The sequence below is a fragment of the Streptomyces boninensis genome, assembly GCF_048572725.1.
GTDB lineage: Bacteria > Actinomycetota > Actinomycetes > Streptomycetales > Streptomycetaceae > Streptomyces > Streptomyces boninensis.
Window position 1 is genome coordinate 7,666,625 of sequence record NZ_CP183837.1, and the last position, 23,125, is coordinate 7,689,749.

16 protein-coding genes are annotated in these 23,125 nt (G+C 72.1%); 6 read left to right on the plus strand and 10 right to left on the minus strand.

Features of this window, described 5'->3' with window-relative positions; all coding sequences use genetic code 11:
• Positions 1–99: 99 nt before the first annotated feature.
• The 3 genes from ACNNMR_RS34935 to ACNNMR_RS34945 form a co-directional block, all read right to left on the minus strand.
• Positions 100–3,162, minus strand: a complete 3,063-nt coding sequence (locus ACNNMR_RS34935; protein ID WP_419998704.1) for an alpha-mannosidase — start codon at positions 3,160–3,162, stop codon at positions 100–102.
• Between the two features lie 126 nt (positions 3,163–3,288).
• Positions 3,289–4,272 carry a DUF2637 domain-containing protein gene (locus ACNNMR_RS34940; RefSeq protein WP_419998705.1) on the minus strand — a complete coding sequence of 328 codons (984 nt, stop codon included), beginning with the start codon at positions 4,270–4,272 and terminating at the stop codon, positions 3,289–3,291.
• 114 nt (positions 4,273–4,386) lie between these two features.
• Entirely contained in the window at positions 4,387–5,274 is an 888-nt protein-coding gene (locus ACNNMR_RS34945) for a (2Fe-2S)-binding protein (protein ID WP_419998706.1), read from the minus strand.
• A 189-nt stretch (positions 5,275–5,463) separates the two neighbouring features.
• Here ACNNMR_RS34945 and ACNNMR_RS34950 point away from each other — a divergent pair, with 189 nt between their 5' ends.
• Positions 5,464–6,132: a GntR family transcriptional regulator gene (locus ACNNMR_RS34950; RefSeq protein WP_419998707.1), complete on the plus strand. Its 669-nt coding sequence runs from the start codon at positions 5,464–5,466 to the stop codon at positions 6,130–6,132.
• A 181-nt stretch (positions 6,133–6,313) separates the two neighbouring features.
• Here the strand turns inward: ACNNMR_RS34950 and ACNNMR_RS34955 are convergent, their stop codons facing one another.
• From ACNNMR_RS34955 to ACNNMR_RS34965, 3 genes are all read right to left on the minus strand, one after another.
• Positions 6,314–7,294: an acetylxylan esterase gene (locus tag ACNNMR_RS34955; RefSeq protein ID WP_419998708.1), complete on the minus strand. Its 981-nt coding sequence runs from the start codon at positions 7,292–7,294 to the stop codon at positions 6,314–6,316.
• A 117-nt stretch (positions 7,295–7,411) separates the two neighbouring features.
• The gene (locus tag ACNNMR_RS34960; protein ID WP_419998709.1) at positions 7,412–11,725 is read right to left on the minus strand and encodes a discoidin domain-containing protein; all 4,314 of its coding nucleotides are present in this window, start codon (positions 11,723–11,725) and stop codon (positions 7,412–7,414) included.
• 82 nt (positions 11,726–11,807) lie between these two features.
• Positions 11,808–12,827 carry a LacI family DNA-binding transcriptional regulator gene (locus ACNNMR_RS34965; RefSeq protein ID WP_419998710.1) on the minus strand — a complete coding sequence of 340 codons (1,020 nt, stop codon included), beginning with the start codon at positions 12,825–12,827 and terminating at the stop codon, positions 11,808–11,810.
• Between the two features lie 111 nt (positions 12,828–12,938).
• Here ACNNMR_RS34965 and ACNNMR_RS34970 point away from each other — a divergent pair, with 111 nt between their 5' ends.
• From ACNNMR_RS34970 to ACNNMR_RS34990, 5 genes are all read left to right on the plus strand, one after another.
• Positions 12,939–13,688, plus strand: a complete 750-nt coding sequence (locus ACNNMR_RS34970; protein WP_419998711.1) for a sugar phosphate isomerase/epimerase family protein — start codon at positions 12,939–12,941, stop codon at positions 13,686–13,688.
• Positions 13,685–14,782, plus strand: a complete 1,098-nt coding sequence (locus ACNNMR_RS34975; RefSeq protein ID WP_419998712.1) for a Gfo/Idh/MocA family protein — start codon at positions 13,685–13,687, stop codon at positions 14,780–14,782. Before ACNNMR_RS34970 ends, ACNNMR_RS34975 begins: the two co-directional genes overlap by 4 nt.
• A 113-nt stretch (positions 14,783–14,895) precedes the next feature.
• Complete coding sequence (locus ACNNMR_RS34980) at positions 14,896–15,546, plus strand: RNA polymerase sigma factor (RefSeq protein WP_419998713.1); 651 nt, start codon at positions 14,896–14,898, stop codon at positions 15,544–15,546.
• Positions 15,543–16,472 (plus strand): CU044_5270 family protein, encoded by a 930-nt coding sequence (locus ACNNMR_RS34985; protein WP_419998714.1) that lies wholly within the window; start codon positions 15,543–15,545, stop codon positions 16,470–16,472. Before ACNNMR_RS34980 ends, ACNNMR_RS34985 begins: the two co-directional genes overlap by 4 nt.
• A 25-nt stretch (positions 16,473–16,497) precedes the next feature.
• A complete protein-coding gene (locus tag ACNNMR_RS34990) occupies positions 16,498–18,498 on the plus strand; it encodes an FAD-dependent oxidoreductase (protein ID WP_419998715.1) in 2,001 nt (666 codons plus the stop codon).
• A gap of 13 nt (positions 18,499–18,511) precedes the next feature.
• On the opposite strand, the gene ACNNMR_RS34995 is transcribed toward ACNNMR_RS34990, so the two are convergent.
• The 4 genes from ACNNMR_RS34995 to ACNNMR_RS35010 all read right to left on the minus strand — a co-directional run bounded on the left by ACNNMR_RS34995 (position 18,512) and on the right by ACNNMR_RS35010 (position 23,093).
• Entirely contained in the window at positions 18,512–19,501 is a 990-nt protein-coding gene (locus ACNNMR_RS34995) for a Gfo/Idh/MocA family protein (protein ID WP_419998716.1), read from the minus strand.
• Positions 19,498–20,466 carry a Gfo/Idh/MocA family protein gene (locus ACNNMR_RS35000; RefSeq protein WP_419998717.1) on the minus strand — a complete coding sequence of 323 codons (969 nt, stop codon included), beginning with the start codon at positions 20,464–20,466 and terminating at the stop codon, positions 19,498–19,500. Before ACNNMR_RS35000 ends, ACNNMR_RS34995 begins: the two co-directional genes overlap by 4 nt.
• A gap of 36 nt (positions 20,467–20,502) precedes the next feature.
• A complete protein-coding gene (locus ACNNMR_RS35005; protein WP_419998718.1) occupies positions 20,503–21,315 on the minus strand; it encodes a hypothetical protein in 813 nt (270 codons plus the stop codon).
• 119 nt (positions 21,316–21,434) lie between these two features.
• Positions 21,435–23,093, minus strand: coding sequence for a PucR family transcriptional regulator (locus ACNNMR_RS35010; RefSeq protein ID WP_419998719.1), 1,659 nt, complete (start codon positions 23,091–23,093; stop codon positions 21,435–21,437).
• Positions 23,094–23,125: the final 32 nt, after the last annotated feature.

Below are 23,125 nucleotides of genomic sequence, written 5' to 3' on the forward strand. Positions count from 1 at the left end.
CTCAGGGCACCGACCGCTCCGGTGACCCGCAATGAATGTGCCGCTGCCCGGCACGGACCCCAAGTCCGTGCCGGGCAGCGGCGCTTCTGCACTCAGCCGCTATGAGGCCGCTGGCCGCAGTCGCAGCGTCAGGATCTGGAACGGGCGCAGTTCCACCGCCCAGCCCCCGTCCGCCCCCGGCTCCGCCGGGCCCAGCTCGCGCTCCAGCAGATCCGTCACCTGCGCGTCGGCCACCGCAAAGCCCGCGGTCAGCTCGCCCGCCGCGCGCCCGCCGCGCGACTCGTACAGCCGCACCACCACATCCCCGCTCCGGTCCTCCGCCAGCTTCACCGACTCAACGGTGATCGCCGGGTCGTCGACCGCGACCAGCGGCGCCGACGACGGCGCGGCAGCCGTGCGCAGCGGGAGGTTGAGCGCCAGGCCCTCCGCGACCGCCTCGCCCACGCCCGCACCCGGGAGCAGCGAGTACCGGTAGCGGTGCTTGCCGAGGTCCGTGCGCGGGTCCGGGAAGTGCGGGGCGCGCAGGATCGTCAGTCGTACGGTGGTGCCGAGGCCGTCGCGGTGCGGGGTGCGGGTGACGTCGTGGCCGTACGTGGCGTCGTTGAGGACCGCCACGCCATAGCCGGGCTCGGCCACCTGCAGCCAGCGGTGCGCGCAGATCTCGAACCTGGCCGCGTCCCAGCTGGTGTTGGCGTGCGTCGGGCGGTGCACATGACCGAACTGGATCTCCGAGGTGGAGCGCTCCGCGTGCACGTCCAGCGGGAAGGCGGCCTTCAGCACCTTCTCCGACTCGTGCCAGTCCACGTCCGCCGTGATGTCGAGGCGGTCGCTGCCCGCGGCGAGGGTCACGTCCTGCACGATCCGCGAGTCGCCGAAGGCGCGGGTGACGCGGACGGTGGCGCGCAGCGGGCCGTCCTCGACCAGCTCCACGGACTCGGCCGCGGTGAGGTCCGTGACCTTGTTCCGGTAGAACTTGTCGATGTCCCAGGCATCCCACTGGTTGGGGTGGTCGGGGTGGATCTGGAGCAGATTGCCGCGGGTGCCGGGCGCCAGCACCTCGCGGTCGGCGGCCAGGTCCCGTACGGACGTCAGCAGGCCGTCGGCGTCGACCGTGACGCGCAGCTTGCCGTTGTCCAGGACGGTCTCCTGGCCCGCGGCCGTCGCGCTGACCGAGCCGATCTGCGTCCCCGACGAAGCGGCGGCCGAGCCGAGGCCGGGGACCGTGATCGCCACCGGCGATCCGTCGACGTCCACGACCTCCGTGCGCTCGTACGGCGACGCGTTGAAGACCGCCGGTGCGGACGATGCTCCCAGCGCCTCGATCGCCGACGCCGTGATGTCGCGCAGCTCCGCCGCGACCGCGGCATAGGTCTCCGCCGCCTCCCGGTGCACCCACGCGATCGAGGAGCCGGGCAGGATGTCGTGGAACTGGTGCAGCAGCACCGTCTTCCAGATCCGGTCCAGCGCCTCGTACGGATAGGCGTACGCCGCATTGCGCACCGCCGCCGTGGCCGCCCACAGCTCGGCCTCGCGGAGCAGGTGCTCACTGCGCCTGTTGCCGCTCTTGGTGTCCGCCTGGGAGGTGTACGTGCCGCGGTGGAACTCCAGATACAGCTCGCCGGACCACACCGGGGCCTGCGGCCCGTACTCCTCCTCGGCCTTGGTGAAGAAGGCGGTCGGCGCCTCCACCTCGACCCGCGGGGAGCCCTCCAGCGAGCGCAGCCTGCGGGCCTTCTCCAGCATTTCGCGGGTGGGGCCGCCGCCGCCGTCGCCATAGCCGAACGGGACCAGCGAGCGGGTGGCATGGCCCTTGTCGGCGAAGTTCTTCTCGGCGTGGGCGAGTTCGCGGGCGTGGATCTCGGAGTTGTACGTGTCGACCGGGGGGAAGTGGGTGAAGACGCGGGAGCCGTCGATGCCCTCCCACCAGAAGGTGTGGTGGGGCATCTTGTTCGTCTGGTTCCACGACAGCTTCTGGGTGAGGAACCAGCGGATGCCGGCGAGCTTCGCCAGCTGCGGGAACGCGGCCGTATAGCCGAAGGAGTCGGGCAGCCAGATCTCCTCCGTCTCGTACCCGAGCTCCTCCATGAAGAAGCGCTTGCCGTGCACGATCTGGCGGGCGAGGGCCTCGCCGCCCGGCATGTTCGCGTCGGACTCCACCCACATCGAGCCGACCGGGGCCCACTGCCCGGACTGCACGGTCTTCTTGATGCGCTCGAAGACATGCGGCTGGTGCTCCTGCACCCATGCGTACTGCTGGGCCTGGGAGCAGGCGAAGACCAGCTCCGGATAGTCGCCGGAGAGGGCGAGCTCGGTGACATTGGCGAAGGTGCGGGAGGCCTTGCGGACCGTCTCGCGCAGCGGCCACAGCCAGGCCGAGTCGATGTGGGCATGGCCGGTCGCCGACAGGCGGTGCGCGCTGGCCGCGGCCGGCTGCGCCAGCGCGCCGGCGAGCTCGGCGCGGCCCGCCTCCGCCGTGCCCGGCACATCGTGCAGGTCGAGGGCGTCGAGCATGCGCTCCAGCGCGCGCAGGATTTCGTACCGCCGCGGGCGGTCCATCGGCAGCTCGTGCATGAGCTCCGCCAGCACCTCGATGTCGAGGATGAGGTGGAAGACGCTCTCGTCGAGCACCGCCAGGTCGGCGGCGCGGAAGACATAGATCGGCTGGTCGCCGGAGGTGTCCAGGTCGCCGAGCTCCGTGGGGGAGAAGTCGCGCAGCACCGAGGGGTTGGCGGCGGCCTCGAAGAGCAGCCGCACCGGCTCGCCGCCGGCCGCCGGGGAGGCGATCGGCACATGCCTGTTGCGCGGGTGCACGCCCTTGATCGGGACGCCCTGCGCGTCATAGACCAGGCCCTCGGCCTGGAAGCCGGGCTGGTCGCCGCCGAAGCCGGGGTCGATGACCGCCTCGACGCGCTTGCCCGCCCAGCCCGCCGGGACCTCGCCCTCCAGCCGGAACCAGCTGGTGGACCACGGCGAGCCCCATGCGGTGCCGGTGGCGAAGGGCTCGTACGCACCGCTGAGCGCCTCGGATACGGGCACGGGCTCGCCCGGGGCGTGCCACACGGTCAGGGTGAGCGGGGTCCGGTCGGGGTAGAGCGCCGGCCGGATGTGCTGGCGGAGGGCCCGGTCCAGGCGGCCCTCCACCAGCAGGCGATCGTCGTGCATGCGAGCTCCTCAGACTTGTTCCGTCGCGCACCAGCCTTTCCTGGCGGCGAAGTCGGAATCAAGGCCTGTGGACAACCCCGATGACAACGTTGTACGAATCCACGGCGCGAGCGGCGGGCAGCGGCCTCAGCCGAACTGCTTCTCCAGGTCGGTGAGCTTCTGCTCCAGGCTGTCGAGCCGCGGCGCCGCCGACGACTCGCCCTCCGCGGCGGCCTGCTTGCGGGCCGTGCCGTTCACGGCCCGCGGCGGCAGCTCCGCCGTGCCCTGCCCGCGGGCGGACGCGCCGGGCGTGACCGCGGTGACCTCGGCGTGATGCGTACGGAACCCGATGCCCCTGTGCCCCATGTGCCCCTTGGCCTGCGCGCGCTCCAGCCTGGCGTGCTCGCGGTCCTCGGTGCGCTGCCGCTCCCGGTCGCGCTTCTCCGCGCGCACGTCCTCGACCGCCTCATCGAGCGACCGCACGCCCTCGAGCAGCATGAGCGACCAGGCCTTGAAGGTCTCGCGGGGCGCCCGCATCCACCGCACGATGCGGATCTGCGGCAGCGGCCGCGGCACCAGCCCCTGCTCGCGCAGCGCCGCCCTGCGGGTCTGCTTGAGCGCCCGGTCGAACAGCACCGCCGCGGACAGCGACATGCCGGCGAAGAACTGCGGGGCGCCCGCGTGGTCGAGCCCGCGGGGGGCGTGCACCCAGTTGAACCAGGCCGCGGCCCCGGCGAACGTCCACACCAGCAGCCGCGAGCCCAGCGCGGCATCGCCATTGCTGGCCTCGCGGACCGCGATCACCGACGAGAACATCGCCGCGCCGTCGAGCCCGAACGGCACCAGATACTCCCAGCCCCCGGAGAGGTTGAGGTTCTGCCGGCCGAAGCCGACCAGGCCGTGGAAGGAAAGCGCGGCGGCTACCGCGGCACAGCAGAAGAGCAGCAGGTAGGAGAGGCTGCCGTAGAGCGCCTCCTTACGTCGGCGGCGCTCCTCCATGCGCTCCCAGGAGTCGTTGCCCTTGTCGTCGGACCGTCGTCCCCGCAACGCCACCGCGATCGCGGCGCCGACGCCGAGCACCAGCACGCCTGCCGGGAGCAGCCAGTCCAGAGATATGGCGTTCATTGACATCGGATGCCTCTCGCATCGCTTCGCTTGCGCTGCCTCTTGAGGGGTCATCCTGGCGGAATTCCGCCGTCCACTTGACGCTTTGGGATTCAGCCACACGAAGGAGTGGCGTAAGCGTCAACTGGTTGCACTGAGCCGCTCGACGCGCTCGGCATCTCCCGTACGCGGGCACGTGACGCAAGTGTCCTGCGGGCGCAGGGTGTAGAAGAGGCAGCAGGAGGCCCGGTCGCGCGTGCGCAGGTCCTCGCCGCACTTCCCGGGCAGGGCGCGGAAGGAAGCGCCACCGGCGTACGGCGCCTGAAGTGCGCTGTTCCCGGGCAGCAACCGCCCGGTTTCGGCCACCGCCCGGTCCTCCTCACCGAGGAGCGAGCCGATATACCACAGCCCCTCGACGATTTCGTCCGTAGCCATGCCCCACAGCGCCCGCCGCCCACGCCGCATCCGGGGCGCGAAGGCGTCCAGCACGGGCGCGAGATGCTCGGCGACGGAGGCCCGGAGCTCGGCGCGCAGCGCCTCCTCGTCGGGTACGACCCGGGCGCCGGGCAGCAGCGCGGCCGGGTCGTCCGGCAGGCAGGCGAAGGCGTCGAGCCGCACGGCCAGGCGCCCGCGCCCGCGGTGGTACGAGACGGCGTCGACCGGGATCCGCGGCACGCGGCGGTGCAGGAACCACGGGATGGTCGCCAGCAGGCAGACGCCCCAGGCGTAGCGGTGCAGCCCGAAGCTGGCGATGACATCGGGCCGGCCGGGCTGACCGTAATCGCGCCGCACCTGCTCCTCGTCCCACGCGAGGAAGCGGTCCAGGGTGGCCGGGTCGGCGGCGAGGCTGCTCGCCTGGAGCCAGCCGTCGGCGGGCGCCGGGTCGGGCTCGGCCGGCGTGAGCTCGATCACGCCGAGCGTCGGGAAGACCTCGCCGAGTCGCGTGTACGCGGCGGTGAACGGGCTCGGGCCTGCGGCGGCGCGGCGCGACGCCTTTGAGGCGTGCGGGGCCAGGGCAGGAGCGCTCATGAGGGTAACCACCGGCGTGCGGGCGACAGGGACGCGGAACCAGGTTGAACTAGGTAAGCCTTACCTTACCCATGGCTGGCGGCGGTGATGCAAGCGGGGCACGCGGGGCTGTCGCGAACGGGTGACGTGGCCTAGGGTGCACGGTCGGGAGTGAACGGGACGATTCGGACGTAAGCGGGTGTAGGCGGGATGGCCGAGCGGGTGGGCGCGGATGCGCTGCGGGTGCCTCGGCAGCGCGTGCGGCGGTCGTCGGTGCGGGGGCAGACGCTGGAGGCGCTGCGGGGGATGCTCGCCTCGGGCGAGCTGGCACCCGGGGAGGTGTACTCCGCGCCGAGCCTTGGGGCTGGACTCGGGGTGTCCGCGACGCCCGTACGGGAGGCCATGCAGCAGCTCGCGGCGGAGGGCGCGGTCGAGGTTGTGCCGAACGTCGGCTTCCGGGTGGTGGAGCGGCGCGCGCCGGCGGGGGAGGAGCTTGCCGAGGTGCGGCGGCTGTTGGTGGTGCCGGTAGTGCGGCGCCTGGCCGGCGGGGCGGCGGGGGAGCGGGGGCAGAACCTGGATGCGGACCTGGACCTGGACCTTGACCTGGACCGCCTGCGCGACGCCGCGCGCGCCGCGGATGCCGCGCCGCGGGACACGGCCGCCGAGTGCGGCTTCTTCGCGGAGCTGTTCGCGCTGGCGGGGAACGGTGAGCTCGCCGACGTCGCCGACGCGGTGCTGCGCCGGGCGCAGGCCGCGCGGGTTGGTGGCGCCCGGCCCGGGGGTGGCTCGGGCAGGGCGCCGTACGAGCGCGTCGTGGACGCGATCCGCGCCGGTGACGAGGATGCGGCCGAGGCCGCGGTGAGCGTGCTGCTGAGCTGAGGCCGGCTCGCTCCTTTGTGCGCGGTCGTCGGGCGCGGGGCTGGGTCGGGAGGGCGGGTGCGGGCCGCTTTGCCCGCCCGTGCCGCCCCTCGGCGGCCCGACCGCCCAAAGCGGCGCGCGGCGGGGCCGCCGCCCAAAGCGGTGCGGCGGGAGCGCTGTCCGAGCGGCGCGCGTCAGCCTGCTAGCGGACGCGCATCCAGCGCAGCTGTACCGACCGCTGCTCCGACGCCCCGCCCTCATGCAGATTCCACGGGTACACCGTGATGTCCTTCTCCGGGTGCGCCCAGTGGTTGTACGACGCGAAGACCGTCGACGGCGGGCACGTCTGGTCCATCAGGGCCACCGAGTACAGGGCCGGGCAGTCCGCTCGCGCGGCGAAGTTCGTGCCGTCGAAGTACGACAGCGTCCTGAAGACCGCCTCGTCCGTACCCCGCTGCGTCCGCAGGAAGCGGACGATCTCCTGATACGGCTCGTTGTCCGTGATCGTCAGGGCCCGCCGGAAGTGGTTCAGGAACGGGACGTCCACCATCGCGCCGCGCACGTCGTCCCGCAGTCCCGCGACGGCAGTCGCGATCGCGCCGCCCTGGCTGCCGCCGCTCACATACACCCGCTCCGGGTCCACCGCCGGGTGCGATTTCACCGCGTCCACGCCCCGTACCGCGTCCGTGAAGACGCGGCGGTAGTAGTAGTGCTCCGGGTCGAGGATGCCCCGCGTCATGAAGCCGGGGCTCTGCGGGTTCTCGCCGCCGTGCGGGTCCGCCGTGGCGCCCGTGTGGTTGCCCGTCGAGGCGCCCTGGCCGCGGGTGTCCACGACGAAGACGGCGCGGCCCGTGGCGGGCCAGGAGAGGTGGTCGTGCGGGGCGCCGCGGCCGCCGTGGTAGCCGATGTAGTGCATGACGCAGGGGAGGCGCTCGCCGCGGTCCACGGCGCCCTTAGGGACTATGAACCAGCCCGAGATGCGGTGCCCGCCCCACCCCGCGAACGACGCGTCGTACACCTCGACCTCCGTCAGCGCCGCATCGTACGGGCGGAACTCCGCCGCCAGGTCATGGTCCGCCGCCTCGCCCAGGGTGCGCTTCCAGAAGGCGTCGAAGTCCTCGGGTTCGGTGCGCTCGGGGCGGTATGCGCGCAGTTCGTCGAGGGGCATGTCGAACAGGGCCATGATGCGGCTCTCCTGATGTTTTCCGGTGCGATGCGGCGGCGGTGCCGTGAGCTGCATCCTTGCTCGTGGACACCGGCCGCCGCAAGCGCTTGCTCCCCTCCCCTCGCTACTCGCCCCTCACGGCAGGATGTTGAGCTTGAAGGTGGTCGTCTTGTTCCTGATCTCCTCCGCGCAATTGATCAGCTTCAGGTTGTGGAAGGTGGCCTCGCCCACCGCGGGGCCCTGGCCCGGTTCCGGCAGTTCGTTGACCCAGATGCCGATGCCCGATTTGTGGTCGTACGCATCCCCGCTCCGGCGCGCGTCGCGGATCGTCACGTCCCGTAGCACCGTGTCCTTGACCGGGTTTTCCGGCTGGGTGCCCGTGTACTTCGTCTGGAACATCACCCCCGAGTAGGTCGGCGCATTGATGTCGACGTCGCTGATGCGGATTCCCTGGAAGACCTTCGAGGCCGAGAAGAGCCAGATTCCGGGGAAGGTCTGCTCGCCCCAGAAGTGGCCGCCCGCCCGGTCGATGGTGATGTTCTCGAAGTTCGTCGGGTCCGTGCCGAAGCCGTTCATCGGATAGCCGAAGTCCAGCGAGCTGATGGTGATGCCCGAATAGACCAGGGTGTCCGCAATCCGGATGTTACGGAAGGTGTTGCTGTAGCCGCCGTACACCGCGATCCCCGCCGCCCGCCAGGTCAGCAGCGAGGTGAGGTTCTCGTAGACGTTGTCCTTCATGTCGGCGCCGCCCGCGTCGATCGCCGAGAACAGCGCGAAGCTGTCGTCGCCGGTGGCGCGGGACTCGTTGTTCGCCACGTGGTTGCCGGTGGAGCCGTTGGTCATGTTGACGCCGTCGGCGAAGGTATTGCGGATGCGGGAGTTCTTGATGGTCATGTTGTCGGTGTTGGCGCCCCAGTAGAGGCACACCATGTGTTCGTTCCAGACGTTGTCGATCGTGATGTCGGCGACGTTCTGGAAGTCGAAGACCTTGCCCGGGCCGTCGATACGGCTCGTGTAGTTGCCGAAGTAGGCGAATCCGGCGAAAGCCGAGCCATTGGCGCTCTTCTCCGCCCGGAATCCGATGTCGGTGTTCTCCTGCGATGCCGGCGCGTGGAAGCGGGTGTACCAGGGCCCGGCGCCGACGACCTTCACCGCCTTCCCGTACACCTGGAACTTGCTGCTCGTCTCATAGTCGCCCGGCGGGAGATAGACGCCGGTCAGCTTTCCGGTGGTGTCCATGCGGACCTTGTCGAGGGCGTTCTGCACGTCCTGATGCGTAAAGCCCGCGGGCACGGCGTACGCGGCCGGGTCCGGGTTCGCGTCCGGCGCCACCTGCTCCACGTCGATGAAGTCGATGGCGTATTTCGAGGTGTTGGCCGCGTCCTTCTGGAGCTTGATCTTCGCGCCCGCCGGGACCGTGCCGTCCAGGAAGGCATGCGCCTCGTCGTATATGTGGCGCGCCGGGCCCGCCCCCGGGGAGTTGCCAGGTGCGGCCTCCGCCCCGTACAGCCAGGCGTACTTGGACGTCAGGTCGAGGGCCTTGCGGAACTTGCCGTCGACGTAGACGTTCAGTGTCGCGTTAATGCCGCCACCGCCCGCCGCGTCCGGGATCGAGAAGCGCGTCACCAGCGTGTTCGTCGGCTCCTTGGTGGTGAACTCCACCGACGCGCCGGTCTCGTCGAGCGTGACCGCCTTGCGTCCTGAGGCCTCGCCGTCGAGCGTCCCTATGTCGCGGCTCGGGCCGACGACCTTGGCGCCACCGCCGAGCGCGGCGTCCTCCGCCTCGTACGTCTCGTACGGCATGTCGGCGCCGCGGCCCACGTACAGCGACCGGGTGGCGGTGTTGTTCTCGCGCTTGGCCTCGGCCTCGTTGGTGTCGGCCGCGACCGTGACCTTCACGGTGAAGCGGCCGTTCGCCGCGGTCCACGTGCCCAGCTTCACCGCGGGTGCCGAGTCGCCGGCGCCGATCGTGCCGGTGTACGCGCCCGTCAGCGTCTTCACCGTGGCGCCGTCCGCGTCCTGGAGGGTCAGCGTGATGCCGTGGCTGCCGGACGCCGAGGCCTGGGTGCCCTGGTTCTTGAGGGTGACGGAGAAGTCCGTGTCCTTGCCGCTGCTGGGCGCGCTCGGCGTCCATGACACGGAGGGCACCAGGTCGGAGCTCTGGATCGGCTTGACGACGATGGGGCTCGTGGCCGCCAGGGTGTTGTTGGCCTCGTTCGTCTCGACCACCTTGTTCGCGTCATCGGCCGTCGCGCTCAGCGCGTACGAACCCGCCTCCCGGGCGCCGACCACCGAACTCACCGTCGTCGACGCACCCGGCGCGAGCGCGGGCACCGCCGCCGTATCGACCTTCTCGCCGCCCAGCCGGAAGGCGACGTCGGTGGCGCCCGACGCCTCCTTGCCGCTGTTACGGACGGTCGCCGACAGGGTCAGCAGGTCCGACTCCACCGGCGCCTCAGGGGCGTGCGCGACCTTCGTGACCTCCAGGTCGGGGTTCGGCGCGGGCCTGCCCAGCACCTGGAACTCCGCCGCCTGCCCGGCGCCCGCCCCGCTGTTCGCGGTGAACGTCAGCCGCACGTCGGCGACCCGGCCACTGACCGGGATCTTCACGGTGTTCTGGTTGCCCGACGGGCTGAAGGAGTACTCCTTCTCCGCCACCAGGGACGTGAAGCCGTCCGCGTCCTGGGCGCGGCCCAGCACCGCCACCTTCTGGGTGCGGGCGCTCCACGCCGGGTCCGGGTTGAGCTTGACCACGACCGCGCTGACGTCGGCATTGGCGCCGAGCTTCACGGTCAGCGCGTTCGGGTAGCTGCCCGGGGCGCCCTCCCAATAGGTGGCCGTGCTGTCGTCGTTGGCGTTCTCCGCCTTGTACGTCTGGGTGACCGAGGTCGCGGTGATCGGCTTGCCCACCGCGAGGTTGGCGTCGTCGCCGGCGCCGGTGCGGGTCACGGAGTTGCTGAAGGGCGAGAGATTGCCCGCGGCGTCCTTGGCGCGGACCTTGTACGTCACCGTGTCGCCCGCGGCGCGGGTGTCGGTGTACGTGGTGACGTCGCCGCCGACGGTCTTCAGCGGCTTGTCGTCGGCGTAGATCTCGTAACCGGTCACCTTCACGTTGTCGCTCGACGCGGCCCAGGTCATCTTGATCTCGCCGCTCGTCGGCTGCGTATAAGCCAGGTTGCCGGGTGCCGTCGGCGCCTGGGTGTCGCCCGAGTCGCCCTTACGGGTCACGGAGTTGCTGTCCGGGGACTGGTTGCCCGCCGCGTCACGGGCGCGCACGCGGTAGGTGACCGTGGCGCTCGCCGGCTGGGTGTCCGTGTACGTGGTGACGTTGCCCTCGACCGATGTGCGCAGCTCGCCGCCCGCGTAGATGTCGTACGCGGTCACGCCTTTGTCGTCGTCGGCGGCGTCCCAGGTCAGCTTGATCTGGCCCGGTGCGGGTTCGGTGAAGGCGAGGTTCTTCGGGGCGGTCGGGGCCTGGGTGTCGCCGGTGGCGGGGCCGTAGACCTCGAGCTCGCTGAGCTGGCCGCCGGGCTGGACCGTGTTGGCGGAGATCAGCGCGCGGACGTAGCGGGTCGTGGTGGTGTCGAAGGTGATCGTGGCGCTGTTGTCAGTGCCGGGTGAGAAGGTGAACTCCTTGGCGGCCGTCAGGTCGGTGAAGTTCTCGCCGTCCGTGCTGCCCTGGAGCTTGAGGGTCTGCTTGCGCTCTTCCCAGCCCGCGGGGAGCTTGAGCACGACCTTGTTGACGCGCAGGCCGGCGCCGAGGCCGGCCTGCACCCACTGGGGGAGCCTGCCGTTCTCGCTCTCCCAGTAGCTGGCGCGGTTGCCGTCGCCCGCGTTGGCGGCCGTGTAGGTCTGGGTGTGGCTGCCGGCCTTGAAGGGCTTGCCCAGGGCCAGGTTCACCGAGGAGTCGTCGCCCGCGCCGTAGACCTTCAGCTCGGCCAGCTGGGCCGCGGACCAGCCGGTGTTGGCGGTGATGTGCACGCGGACGTATCGGGTCTGGGCGGCGGCGAAGCCGACCTTGACCGAGTTGCCGTTCGCGGGGGAGAAGGTGTGCGTCGCCGAGGCGGCCAGGGCGTGGAAGCCGGTGCCGTCCGTGCTGCCCTGCACGGAGAGGGTCTGCTTGCGCTCCTCCCAGCCGGCGGGCAGCTGCAGCACGACCTCGTCGACGCGGGTGCTGGTGCCGAGGTCGACCTGGACCCATTGCGGTAAGTCGGATCCCGAGCTCTCCCAGTACGTGCCCTGGTTGCCGTCGCTGACCTTGGCGGCGCCATAGTCCCCCTTGGCGCTGGAGGCCGTCGCGGGGCGCCCGGCGGCGAGGTCGGGGCCCCCGGCCGCGGTGGCGGTGGCGGTGAGGGCGGGGAGGCCGAGCAGCAGGAGGGCGGCCGCCGCGAGGAGGGCGGCGAGTCTTCGTCCGTAAAGTGGGCTATGAGGGCTTATGCGGCTCTTCATGGGGTCTTGTGGCTCCTTTGGAGGCGACAACGCATCTTCTTGCGAAGTTGAGTTGGAGAATTGCAGACCCCTGTCCGTATCGCTACTGAGAGGGCGAAGATTCTTTCGGCTGCGGCGGCGCCGTGCTCTCCCGTACGACCAGCGTGGTCGCCAGCTCCACCTGCTCCGGCGGCGCCGCGCTGCCGGTCGCGACCAGGCGGACCATGCGGAAGGCCGCCGCCGCCATGGCTTCCAGGGGCTGCCGGACGGTGGTGAGCGCGGGTGCCGCCCAGGCCGCCACCGAGACGTCGTCGAAGCCCGTGACGCTCAGGTGATCGGGGGCGCGCAGGCCGCGCTCGGCGAGGGCCTGCAGGACGCCGAAGGCCTGGGCGTCGTTGCCCGCGGCGATGGCGGTCGGCGGCTCGGGCAGGTCCAGCAGCCGCAGCGCGTAGGTGCGGCCCGCCTCCGGGGAGAACGCGGCGCAGTGCACCAGCGCCTCGTCCGCCGGCACCCCGGCCTGCAGCAGCGCGGCCCGGTAGCCGTCCAGGCGGGCGCGGGCGGACCACACGCCTTCCGGACCGCCCAGCGCGGCGATACGGCGATGGCCGAGCTCCAGCAGATGGCGGGTCGCCGCCAGGCCGCCGTGCCAGTTGGTGGAGGCGACCGAGCGGACCCCGGCGCCCGGCTCCGCCGGCGGGTCGATGATGACCAGCGGCGCGCCCTTCGCGGCCAGCCGGTCGCGGTCCCGGCGGGCGGGCAGATGGTGCACGATCAGCACCCCGTCGGTGCCGCGGGCGGCGATCCGCTCCAGCGTGGCGCCGAGCTCCCGGCCCTTCCCCGGCACGTCGTTGACGACGATGCGGCAGTCCTCCTCCGCGCCCGCGCCCACCGCGCCGGAGACCAGGGCGTCCGCCCACGGGCTGTGCAGGCCGCCGATGACCAGGTCGACGATGCCGCTGCTGGACTTATGGGTGCCGACGCTGCGATAGCCGTGGTCGGCGAGCAGCCGGGAGATGCGGTCGCGGGTGGCGGGGGAGACGTCGGTGCGGCCGTTGAGGACCTTGGACACCGTGGAGACGGAGACGCCGGCGGAGGCGGCGATCTCGGTGAGAGTGGATCTCATGGCTCGCTCCTTTTTCGAAAAACTCCCTTGCAATGTATGGGTGTTGACCGGGGGTTGGGCCGCCCGTACCGTCGAATGCAAGCGAAAAGTTATCGAAAAATGGAGGGGCTCATGCCCGTGCCACCCCTGGCCGTGCAGCTCTACACCGTTCGCGAACAACTCGCCGCCGACCGCAAGGGCACCCTGCAGGCCCTCGCCTCCTACGGCTACCAGGCCGTCGAGTGCTTCGACGCCCTCACCGACCCCGAGGCGCTGCGCGCCGACCTCGACGCCGCCGGGCTCGCCGTCAGCTCCACGCACGGGCCCGCGCTGGGCGACGGGACGGGCCGCGGCCCCGACGAGCTGTTCCCGGCGGCCCGTACGCTCGGCACCGACACCGTCGTGGTGCCCTTCCAGGCCCCGGAGCGGTTCGCGGACGCCGACGGCGTCGCGGCCGTGGCCCGGGAGCTCAACGAGGCGGCGGCCAAGGCCGCCGACCACGGCCTGCGCGTCGGCTACCACAACCACGCCTTCGAGCTGGAGCAGTCGGTCGGCGGCCGGCCCGCCCTCGAGGTGCTGGCGGACCAGCTGGACGAGGCGGTCTTCCTCGAGGTCGATACGTACTGGGCCGCGGTCGGCGGGCAGGAGGTGCCCGCGCTGCTCGGCCGGCTCGGCGAGCGGGTCACCCATCTGCACGTCAAGGACGGGCCGATCAAGCACGACGAGCCGATGACCGCGGTCGGGGCCGGGCGGATGCCGGTGCTCGACATCCTCGCCGCGGCGCCGTCCGCCCGCTGGCACATCGTCGAACTCGACCACTGCGCCACGGACATGCTCACCGCGGTCGAGGACAGTTTCGCCTGGCTGAAGGAGAATCGATGACCGACCCGCTCGGCATAGCCGTCGTCGGCTGCGGCACCATCAGCGACCAGTATCTGAAGAACCTCACCACCTTCCCCGACCTGCGCGTCGTCTTCTGCGCCGACCTCGACACCGACCGCGCGCGGACGCAGGCCGAGGCGTACGGGGTGCCGCGGCACGGCACCGCCGAGGCCGCGCTCGCCCGCCCGGACGTCGACCTCGTCGTCAACCTCACCGTCCCCGTGGCGCATTACGACGTGGCCGCCGCCGCCATCGCCGCCGGCAAGCACGTCTGGAACGAGAAGCCGCTCACCCTCGACCCCGAGTCCGGCCGCAAGCTCCTCAAGGAGGCCGCGACCGCGGGCGTGCTGCTCGGCTGCGCGCCCGACACCTTCCTCGGCGCCGGGCTGCAGACGGCGCGGCGGCTGGTCGACGCCGGGCGGATCGGCACGCCGCTGAGCGCGCTCGCGCTGCTGCAGGGGCCGGGGCCCGAGGGCTGGCACCCCAGCCCGGAGTTCTACTACCTGCGCGGCGGCGGGCCGCTCTTCGACATGGGCCCGTACTACCTGACCGCGCTCGCGGCGATGCTCGGCCCCGCCTCGCGGGCGGCCGCGGTGACGCGACGGGCGCGGGATGCCCGTACGGTCGGCTCCGGGCCGAAGGCGGGCGTGACCTTCCCGGTCGAGGTGGACACGCACGTGACCGCCCTCGTCGAGTACGCCTCCGGGCCCGCCGCCTCGCTCGTCTTCAGCTTCGACTCCCCGCTGCAGCGGCACGGCTTCATCGAGCTCACCGGCACCGAGGCCACGCTCGCCCTCCCCGACCCGAACACCTTCGGCGGGCAGGTACGGCTGCGCCCGTCGGGCTCGGACGACTGGACCGTGATCGAGCCGGAGGGGGCGACGAACGGCCGCGGCATGGGCGTGCTCGACATGGCGCGCTCGCTGCGCGACGGGTCGGCGCACCGGGCCTCGGGCGAGCTGGCGCAGCATGTGCTGGAGACGATGAGCGCGATCGAGCGATCGGCGGCCGAGGGCGCCTTCCTGCCGGTGGGCGGGGACTTCGCGGTGCCGGCGCCGCTGCCGGCGGAGTGGGATCCGACGGTACGGACGTAGGGCGCGGGCGCCGATGCCGAGATTGCCGTCGGCGTGAGTCCGGTTTCTTCCACGGCAGGCGGGTTGTGACCGGGCTCACGGCAACGCCGGCGCCGCGCAGGACAGGACGGGGTGTGGACGACCTATCTCAGCGGGCCCGGGTGCGGGCTGGGGACGCGGATGCGTTCGGGTGGCTTTTCGATGAGCATGCGGCGGCGGTGCATCGGTATGTGGTCCGGGTGACGGGCAGCTTCAGTGCGGCGGAGGACGTCGTGTCGCTTACCTTTCTGGAGGCCTGGCGGCTGCGGGAGCGGGTGTTGCCGGATGGTGGCAGTCTGCGGCCCTGGCTGCTCGGCATCGCGACCAACGTCATGCGCAACACGGGACGGGCAGCGCGCCGGCACACCGCCGCGCTGACCCGGCTGCCGCCCGCGCGGCCCGTACCCGACTTCGCCGACGAGGTGACGCAGCGGCTCGCCGACGCCGAGGAGTTGCGCGCGGCGCATCGTGCGCTGGCGGCGCTGCGGCCCGCCGAGCGCGAGGTGTTCACGCTGTGCGTGTGGGAGGGGCTGGACGCGGCGGCGGCTGCCGAGGCGCTGGGCGTGGCGGCCGGCACCGTACGGGCGCGGCTGTCGCGGGCGCGCAAGCGGCTGCGGAAGCTGACGGACGAGGAGCTGGAGCGGGGGGCAGCCGCCGCGGCCGGGGTGCAGCGCCCGCCGGCGGCCGGACAGGTACCGGGCAGCCGCCACCAGGCGGCCCGGACCGGGCGGGAGGGAAAGCGATGAATGTACGGCGCGACCCCGATGTGCTGCGCGAGGAGCTGGCGGCTTTGGTGCCGGCTCCCGGCGAACCCACGCTCCCGGCGGACCGGCACAGCGTCCTCAGGGAGTACCTGATGCAGGAAATCACCGACGTGCGGGTGGGCACCGAAAACCCCGCCCTCCCGCGGCCCATCTCGCGTCGCCGCCGCTTCGCGGCCATCGCCGCGCCGCTCGCGGTCGCCGCGACCGTCGTGCTCGGCCTGGCAGCCGCCGGCACCTTCGGCGACACGCCCCCGCCCGAGGCCCCGGTGTCCGCCGCCGAACACCGCGAAGCGGTGCGGCTGCTGGACCGGATCGCCACGACCGCGGCGCACCGCCCCGCGGTCGTCATCGGCGACCACCAGTACATCTACACCCGGAGCATCGGGTCGGCGAGGAGCCTGGGGGCGGACGAGAGCATCGAAGGGAACGCCGAACGGGAGGAATGGGAGTCGGTGGACGGGCGTCGCGAGGGTCTGATCCGCGTGGGCCCGCAGGGGGCGGGAGCGCTCGACAACATCGTGCTGTCGAGCGATCCCAAGCATGCCTTCCGTACCTATCGGGGGCTGCCCACCGATCCTGATGTGCTGTACGAGGAGCGCTATGCCGCGACCAAGGGCATGGGGCCCACTCACGAGGAGGCGCTCTTCGAGGACCTCGGCTACAAGCTCGAGAAGGCGTCGCTGATCCCTGAGTTGAGCGCGGCGCTTAATCGGGCGGCGGCCAAGATTCCCGGGATCGTGGTCAAGGAGCGGGTGACGGATGCCGCGGGGCGGGCCGGCATCGGGCTGTCGTTCCGCGGCATCACGTGGGTCTTCGACCGGGAGGACCTCACCTACCTCGGTACGACGAAGACGGCGCTGCTGGGGGTCGGCGTGGCCGACAGGGTGGGCCAACAGCCGGGTACATGACAATTTGTTAGTCATGAGAACTGAGTTGACACGTCGCAGACTGTTGCTCGTCGCGGGTGTGGGGGCGGCTGGGTTGGCGCTGGATGGATCGCTCCATTCGGCCGCCGCCGCCCCCACCGACGTCGACCTCCTGGTGTACGGCGGCACCTCCGCCGGCATCGCCGCCGCCGTCCAAGCGCGCCGGATGGGCGCCACGGTGGTCCTCCTGGAGCCCACCCGGCACCTCGGCGGGCTGACCACCGGCGGGCTCGGTGCCACCGACACCGGGAAGGGGGACGCCATCGGTGGCCTGGCGGGCGAGTTCTATCGCCGCATCTACGGCAAGTACCACGGCACCCCCGTGACCCCGGACTCGCCCGCCCGCTACACCTTCGAGCCGCACGCCGCCGCCGTCGTCTTCGGCGAGATGCTCACCGAGGCCGGGGTGCCGGTCGTCCGAGGGGCCCGGCTCGCCTCGGTCGACAAGCGCGGCAACCGGCTGCGCGGGCTGACCACGTCGGACGGCACGGCCTACCGCGGCCGGATGTTCATCGACGCGACCTACGAGGGCGACCTGATGGCGAAGGCCGGCGTCGCCTTCACCACCGGGCGCGAGGGCAATACGAAGTACGACGAGACGCTCAATGGCGTCCAGCACCGCACCGGCCACCAGTTCGTGCACCGCGTCGACCCGTACGTGACCCCCGGCATCCCCGCGAGCGGCCTGCTGCCCGGAGTGTCCGCCGCCGAGCTCGCCCCCAACGGCACCGCCGACGACGCGATCCAGGCGTACTGCTACCGCATGTGCCTCACGAAGGCCAACGACCGCATCCCCTTTCCCAAACCCTCCGGCTACGAGCCGATGCGCTACGAACTGCTCCTGCGCTACATCCAGGCAGGCTGGACCGGCCCGTTCTTCACCACGACACAGATGGGGAACGGCAAGACCGACTCCAACAACAACGGCGCCTTCTCCACCGACGACATCGGCTTCAACTACGGCTATCCGCTGGGCTCGTACACCCAGCGCGAGACCATCGCCGCCGAGCACCGCACATACCAGCAGGGCTTCATGTGGTTCCTCGCCAACGACCCGCGCGTGCCGGAGCCGATCCGCACCTCCGTAGGCGCGTGGGGCCTGGCGCGGGACGAGTTCGCCGACTACGGCGGCTGGCCGCCGCAGCTGTATGTCCGCGAGGCGCGGCGGATGCTGGCGCCGTACGTGATGACCGAGCACGACTGCCGCGGCACGGTGAAGGCGGCCGACCCGGTCGGCCTCGCCTCGTACACGATGGATTCGCACAACTGCCAGCGCCTCGTCGTCGACGGCGCGGCTCGCAACGAGGGTGATGTCCAGGTCGGCGTCCCCGCCCCGTACGGCATCAGCTACCGCTCGATCGTCCCGGCCGAGGCGCAGTGCGCGAATCTCCTGGTGCCGGTCGCGCTGTCGGCCTCACACATCGCGTACGGGTCGATCCGGATGGAACCGGTCTTCATGATCCTCGCCCAGTCCGCGGCGACGGCGGCGCGGCAGGCGATCGAGGCCAACACGGCCGTGCAGCGCATCCCGTACGCGAAGCTGCGGCAGCGGCTGCGGGCCGACGGCCAGGTGCTCGACTGGCCGCCGACGGTCCCGGGCGAGGTGGTGGTCGACAACGCCTCGCCGACCGGCGTCACCAAAGACGGCGAGTGGACGTCCAGCACCTCCATCTCCGGCTATTACGGCGCCGACTACCTCCACGACGGCAACACCGGCAAGGGCGTCACCCGACTCCGCTTCCGCCCCGAACTGCCCGCCGCCGGCACCTGGTCGGTGGCGCTGCGCTGGACCGCGGATGCGAACCGGGCGGGCAATGTGCCCGTGGACATCGAATCCGCGGGCGGCGTCCGCACCAAGACCGTGGACCAGCGCGGACAGGGCGGGCAGTGGGTGCCGCTGGGGAGCTTCGACTTCGCCGCGGGGGCGGGCGGGAGTGTGCTGATACGGACGGACGGCACCGACGGGTATGTGGTCGCCGATGCCGTCCGGTTCGCGCCTGCCGGCTGAGCGCTGCCGAGCGCTACAGCGCGATCTCCCGCTTCTGAGCCGCCGATCGGTAGGCGCCGAGGATCACCTTCAGGACCTCGGTGCCTTCCGCCTCGGTGTGCAGCGGCCGTACGCCGTCCTCGATGCGGGCCGCGAAGTCCGCGCACACCGCCGGGATCGAGTCCACGGCCGGGTACTCCGTCGTGACCACCGCCTCCCCCCGCGGCTTGTAATGCAGCACCGTGCCGTCGCTGGAGAGACTGCCCAGCTCGCCGACCGCCGAGAACTTCTCGGTGCCCGGCGCCGCCTCGTACGCCCAGCTGGTCACGATCTCGCCGACCGCGCCGCCGGCGAAGCGGACCAGCACCCGCGCCGAGTCCTCGCCCTCCATGAAGGCGAGGCGGTGGGTGCTGAGCATCGCCGACACCGCGGCCGGGCGGTCGTCGGCGAGGTGGAGGAGGAGGTAGGTGGGGTGGTAGCCGGTGTCGATGAGTTCGCCGCCGCCGCTGGTGGCGGCGTGGGCGCGCCAGCCCATGTTGGCCGGGTCGAAGTTGTTGTGGAAGCTGTCGGTGGTGCGGAGTTCGTAGATCTTGCCCAGGGCGCCGGAGGCGATCAGTTCCTTGGCCGCCGCCACGGCGGGGAGCATCAGCTGGTTGTGCGCGCACATCAGGGTCACCCCGGCCGTACGCACCGCATCCGCGATCCGCTCCGCCTCGTCCTCCGTCAGGCACAGCGGCTTCTCGCACAGGATGTGCTTGCCGGCCTTCGCGGCGGCGAGGATCGCGTCGGCGTGCAGATGGTGCGGGAGGCAGATGTCGACGGCGTCGATGGCGGCCTCGTCGAGCATGTGCCGGTAGTCGGTGAAGACCTGGGCGCCGCCGGCCTGTTCGGCCCGCTCGGCCGCGGCGGTGGCGTCCACGTCGGCGACGGCGGTGACCCGGGCGCGGTCGGGGGTCGAGAGATAGCCGCGGAGGTGGGGGCGGGAGATGCCGCCGCAGCCGATGATGCCTATGGATACGGTCATGTGGGGTTGCCCTCCAGTGCTGCTTCCATCAGGCGGGTCAGGTCAAGGCCGAGGGCGAGGTTCTCGTCGGGGCGGGTGCCCTCGGCCACGTGCCGTACGAAGTGCTCGAAGGGGGTGCCGGAGCCCGGCGGCAGCGGCAGCTCGCGGGTGCCGGAGGCGTCGGTGAGCAGCAGGCCGTGGCCCGCGGTGTCGGCGTAGCTGAGCGAGCCCTCGGTGCCGTGCACCTCGATGGTGAAGGCCGAGTGCGGGGCGGCGAAGGACGCTTCTACGATGCCGAGCGCGCCGTCGGCGCAGCGCAGGACCGCGACAGCGTTGTCTTCGACGGCGCGCCCGGTCACGTATCCGAAGGTGCCGGTCACCGACTCCGGGTGCTGCCCGAGGAACAGCCGCGCCAGATACATCGGGTGGCAGCCGAGGTCGATCAGCGAGCCGCCGGCGGTCTCGGCGGGGTCGTAGAAGTGCCCGGGCAGCCAGCCCTCCCCGACCGAGCCGCCGTGCGCGAGCCGGACCCGCACCGCGGTGACCCGGCCGACGGCGCCGTCGGCGAGCGCGGTGCGGATCGCGGCGGTGTAGCCCTCGTAGAGCCGCGGCAGCGAGAGCATCAGCGCGACGCCCGACTTCTCCGCGGCGGCGGTGATCTCCGCGCATTCGGCGGTGGTCGGGGCGAGGACCTTTTCGGTGAAGATGTGTTTGCCGGCGTTCGCGGCCGCGGTGATGACCTGCCGGTGGGCGGTGGTCGGGGTGGTGACGACGACGGCGTCGATGTCGTCGCGGGCGAGCAGGGCGTCGAGATCGGGCAGGAAGCCGGCGCCGAGGCGGGCGGCTTCGGCCGCGCCGCGCTCGGCGGATTCGTCCCAGATGGCGGTGATTTCGGTGTCGGGGTGTGCGGTGGCCTGCCGGGCGTAGTCGGGGGCGTGTACGTGCCAGAAGCTCAGTATCGCTATCCGCAGGGGCTGTGATGGCACCGGAGAGATCTCCTAGCCGGCCCCGCGGGGCGGGGCCTAGTCGGACGCGGTCGGGGCCTGGTTGAACGCGGGCTGGGCGAGCTGATCCGCCAGCCAGCGTGGCACCCCGCCCAGCAGCCGCACCAGACGGCGGGCCTCGCTGCGCAGCCGGTGCGCCTCCGGCTCCTCGTCCTCCACGTCCGCCAGCGACGCCAGCGCGGGCGCGATGCCGACCAGATAGCCGAGGTCCTCGCGGATCCGCAGCGACTCGGTGAAGCCCTTCTTCGCCTCCGCCCACTCACCCTCCGCGGCGGCGAGCCCCGCCAGATGCCGCCAGGTGAAGGAGCACAGCAGCGAGTCGCCCTGCGCGGCCGCGGCCTCGTGGGCGCGCTTGAAGGCGGCGTGCGCGGCGGCGGCGTTACGGGTGATGTGCTGGGCGACCAGGCCGCGGCGGAAGTCGAGCCGGGGCCGCAGCCGGGAGGCCGGCGGCAGCAGCGCCGCCGCGCGGCCGAGCGCGACCCGGGCCTCGTCGGAGCGGTCGCGGCCGCGGAAGACGGTGGTGGCGTACGCGAGGTTGCCGCGCTCGCAGGCCGCGGCGCCGCGCTCCTCGTTGTCGGAGGCGAGGGACTCGGCGGAGCGCAGCGCGTCCTCCGCCGGGCTCCAGCCGTCGCCGGTGAACATGGCGCGCTCCACGAGCAGATGCGTCCGCTCCACGGCGAGATAGGCGTCCTTCTCCGCCCCGGGCGCCAGCAGCGCCGCCGCATCGTCCCAGCAGCCGCGCGAACGCAACCGCCACACCGCCCGGCCGAGCGCCGAATCATCAGTACCGCCCGTGACCGAACCAGGCTGCGACATGGCGGTATCCGCCACATTCCCTCCCCAAGCGCACCGTCGAGCATGAAGACCGTGAGTCGATCACAGCATGAAGTCCGCTCCCGGCCAAGGGGTCGGGTGAACCATTTCACAAGACCTTGGTGTGACGGACTCCGTCAACTCATCCGCAGCGCAAGAAAGAAGTCCAGCTTGTCCTCCAGGCGCGAAAGATCGCGGCCCGTCAGCTGCTCGATCCGTCCCACCCGGTAGCGCAGCGTGTTCACGTGGAGGTGCAGCCGGCTCGCACACCGCGTCCACGAGCCGTCGCAGTCCAGGAAGGCCTCCAGGGTCTCCACCAGTTCGGCGCGGTGGCGGCGGTCGTAGTCGTGGAGCGGGTCCAGCAGGCGGGCCGTAAAGGCGCGGCGGACGTCGTCGGGGACGAAGGGGAGCAGCAGGACATGCGAGGCCAGTTCCTCGTGGCCGGCCGCGCAGACCCGGCCGCTGCGGGCCGCGGCCACCCGGCGGGCGTGTCGGGCCTCCTCCAGGGCGCCGCGGAGGCCCTCGGAGGAATGCACAGCGGCGCTTACGCCAATCGTGAGCGTGCCGTCGTCCGACAGGCCGCGGGCGAGCGGCTGGGCCACCGCGTCGAGCAGCCCCTGGGCGCTCAGCACGGCGGCGGTCGGCTCCGCCTCCTCGCCCGGCACCGCCGGCAGCGGGACCAGCGCCACCGCCTCGTCGCCGGTGTGGGCGACCGCGATCCGGTCCGACGGCTCCGGGCCGCGGTTCGCCGGGTCGACCAGGATCTCCTCCAGCAGCGACTGCGCCACTGCCCCGCCGGGCAGGTCGCCGCCCTCCCACTCGACCCGGGCGACCACCACCTGCCACTGCGGGGCCGTGCCCAGACCCGGCAGCAGTACGGGCACGGCCACCCGCAGCCGCGCCGCGATCTCGGCCGGCGGCGCGCCCGTCTGCACCAGCTCCAGGACCTCCTGCGCCAGCCGCCGCCGCACCGTACGGGCCGCGTCCCGCCGCTCCCGCTCCGCCGCGATCAGCTGCGTCACGCCCCGCAGCAGGTCGAGCCGCTCCTCCGGCCACTCGCCCGCATCGGCCGCGACGGCGAGCAGCCAGTCGGACAGCAGCGTCTCGCGCAGGTCGCGGCCGCCGCTGCGGATGGGGAAGAGGGAGTACGTCTGGCCCGCCACGGCCACCCGGTGCGGACCCATGCGGCCGCGCCGTACCGCCGCCAGGTGTTCGCCGGCCAGCTGGGAGCAGACCTCCGGGGGCAGCCCCGCGTCGCCGTCGCCCGTGCCGGCGATCTGGCGGCCCGCCGGGGTGAGCACCCAGGCGCGCAGGTCCAGGTCGGAGCCCAGCAGGTCCAGGACCGCCTCGGGGCCGCCGCCCGCGGGTCCGGACGACACCAGGCGGCGGTGCCGGTCCACCACGGCCGCCAGGTCGCCCGCGCGCTCGCTGGAGACCTGCCGGACCACATGCTCGGTGATCGTGGCGAAGGCCACACTCTCGTGCACGGCGAAGAGCGGCAGTCGGTGCTTCGCACAGGCCTCGACCAGGTCTTCCGGGATGCCGGTCGTCTCCGCCTCGCCCGCCGCGAGCCCGGCGACCCCGGCGGCGCTGAGGATCCGTACGAAAGGCTCGGAATCGGCCGGGTCGTGGCGCCAGGCGAGGCCGGTGAGGACCAGTTCGCCGCCGGACAGATAGCGGCTGGGGTCGGTGAGGTCCGTGGTCATGACGCCGCGGACCGTACGGTCGAGCTCGTCCTCGCCGCCGAGCAGGCGCAGGCCCAGCGTGTCGGTCTCCAGCAGTGCGCGGAGTCTCATGGCCGTGCCGTCCTGTCCTTGTGGTGCCGTGT

Bases quoted from the DNA above. Each gene is read 5' to 3' on its own strand.
- ACNNMR_RS34985 (WP_419998714.1), top strand. From the start codon at position 15,543: ATGAATGTACGGCGCGACCCCGATGTGCTGCGCGAGGAGCTGGCGGCT.
- ACNNMR_RS34945 (WP_419998706.1), bottom strand. From the start codon at position 5,274: ATGAGCGCTCCTGCCCTGGCCCCGCACGCCTCAAAGGCGTCGCGCCGC.
- ACNNMR_RS34955 (WP_419998708.1), bottom strand. From the start codon at position 7,294: ATGGCCCTGTTCGACATGCCCCTCGACGAACTGCGCGCATACCGCCCC.
- ACNNMR_RS35010 (WP_419998719.1), bottom strand. From the start codon at position 23,093: ATGAGACTCCGCGCACTGCTGGAGACCGACACGCTGGGCCTGCGCCTG.
- ACNNMR_RS34995 (WP_419998716.1), bottom strand. From the start codon at position 19,501: ATGACCGTATCCATAGGCATCATCGGCTGCGGCGGCATCTCCCGCCCC.
- ACNNMR_RS34970 (WP_419998711.1), top strand. From the start codon at position 12,939: ATGCCCGTGCCACCCCTGGCCGTGCAGCTCTACACCGTTCGCGAACAA.
- ACNNMR_RS34965 (WP_419998710.1), bottom strand. From the start codon at position 12,827: ATGAGATCCACTCTCACCGAGATCGCCGCCTCCGCCGGCGTCTCCGTC.
- ACNNMR_RS34935 (WP_419998704.1), bottom strand. From the start codon at position 3,162: ATGCACGACGATCGCCTGCTGGTGGAGGGCCGCCTGGACCGGGCCCTC.
- ACNNMR_RS34940 (WP_419998705.1), bottom strand. From the start codon at position 4,272: ATGTCAATGAACGCCATATCTCTGGACTGGCTGCTCCCGGCAGGCGTG.
- ACNNMR_RS34975 (WP_419998712.1), top strand. From the start codon at position 13,685: ATGACCGACCCGCTCGGCATAGCCGTCGTCGGCTGCGGCACCATCAGC.
- ACNNMR_RS34960 (WP_419998709.1), bottom strand. From the start codon at position 11,725: ATGAAGAGCCGCATAAGCCCTCATAGCCCACTTTACGGACGAAGACTC.
- ACNNMR_RS34950 (WP_419998707.1), top strand. From the start codon at position 5,464: ATGGCCGAGCGGGTGGGCGCGGATGCGCTGCGGGTGCCTCGGCAGCGC.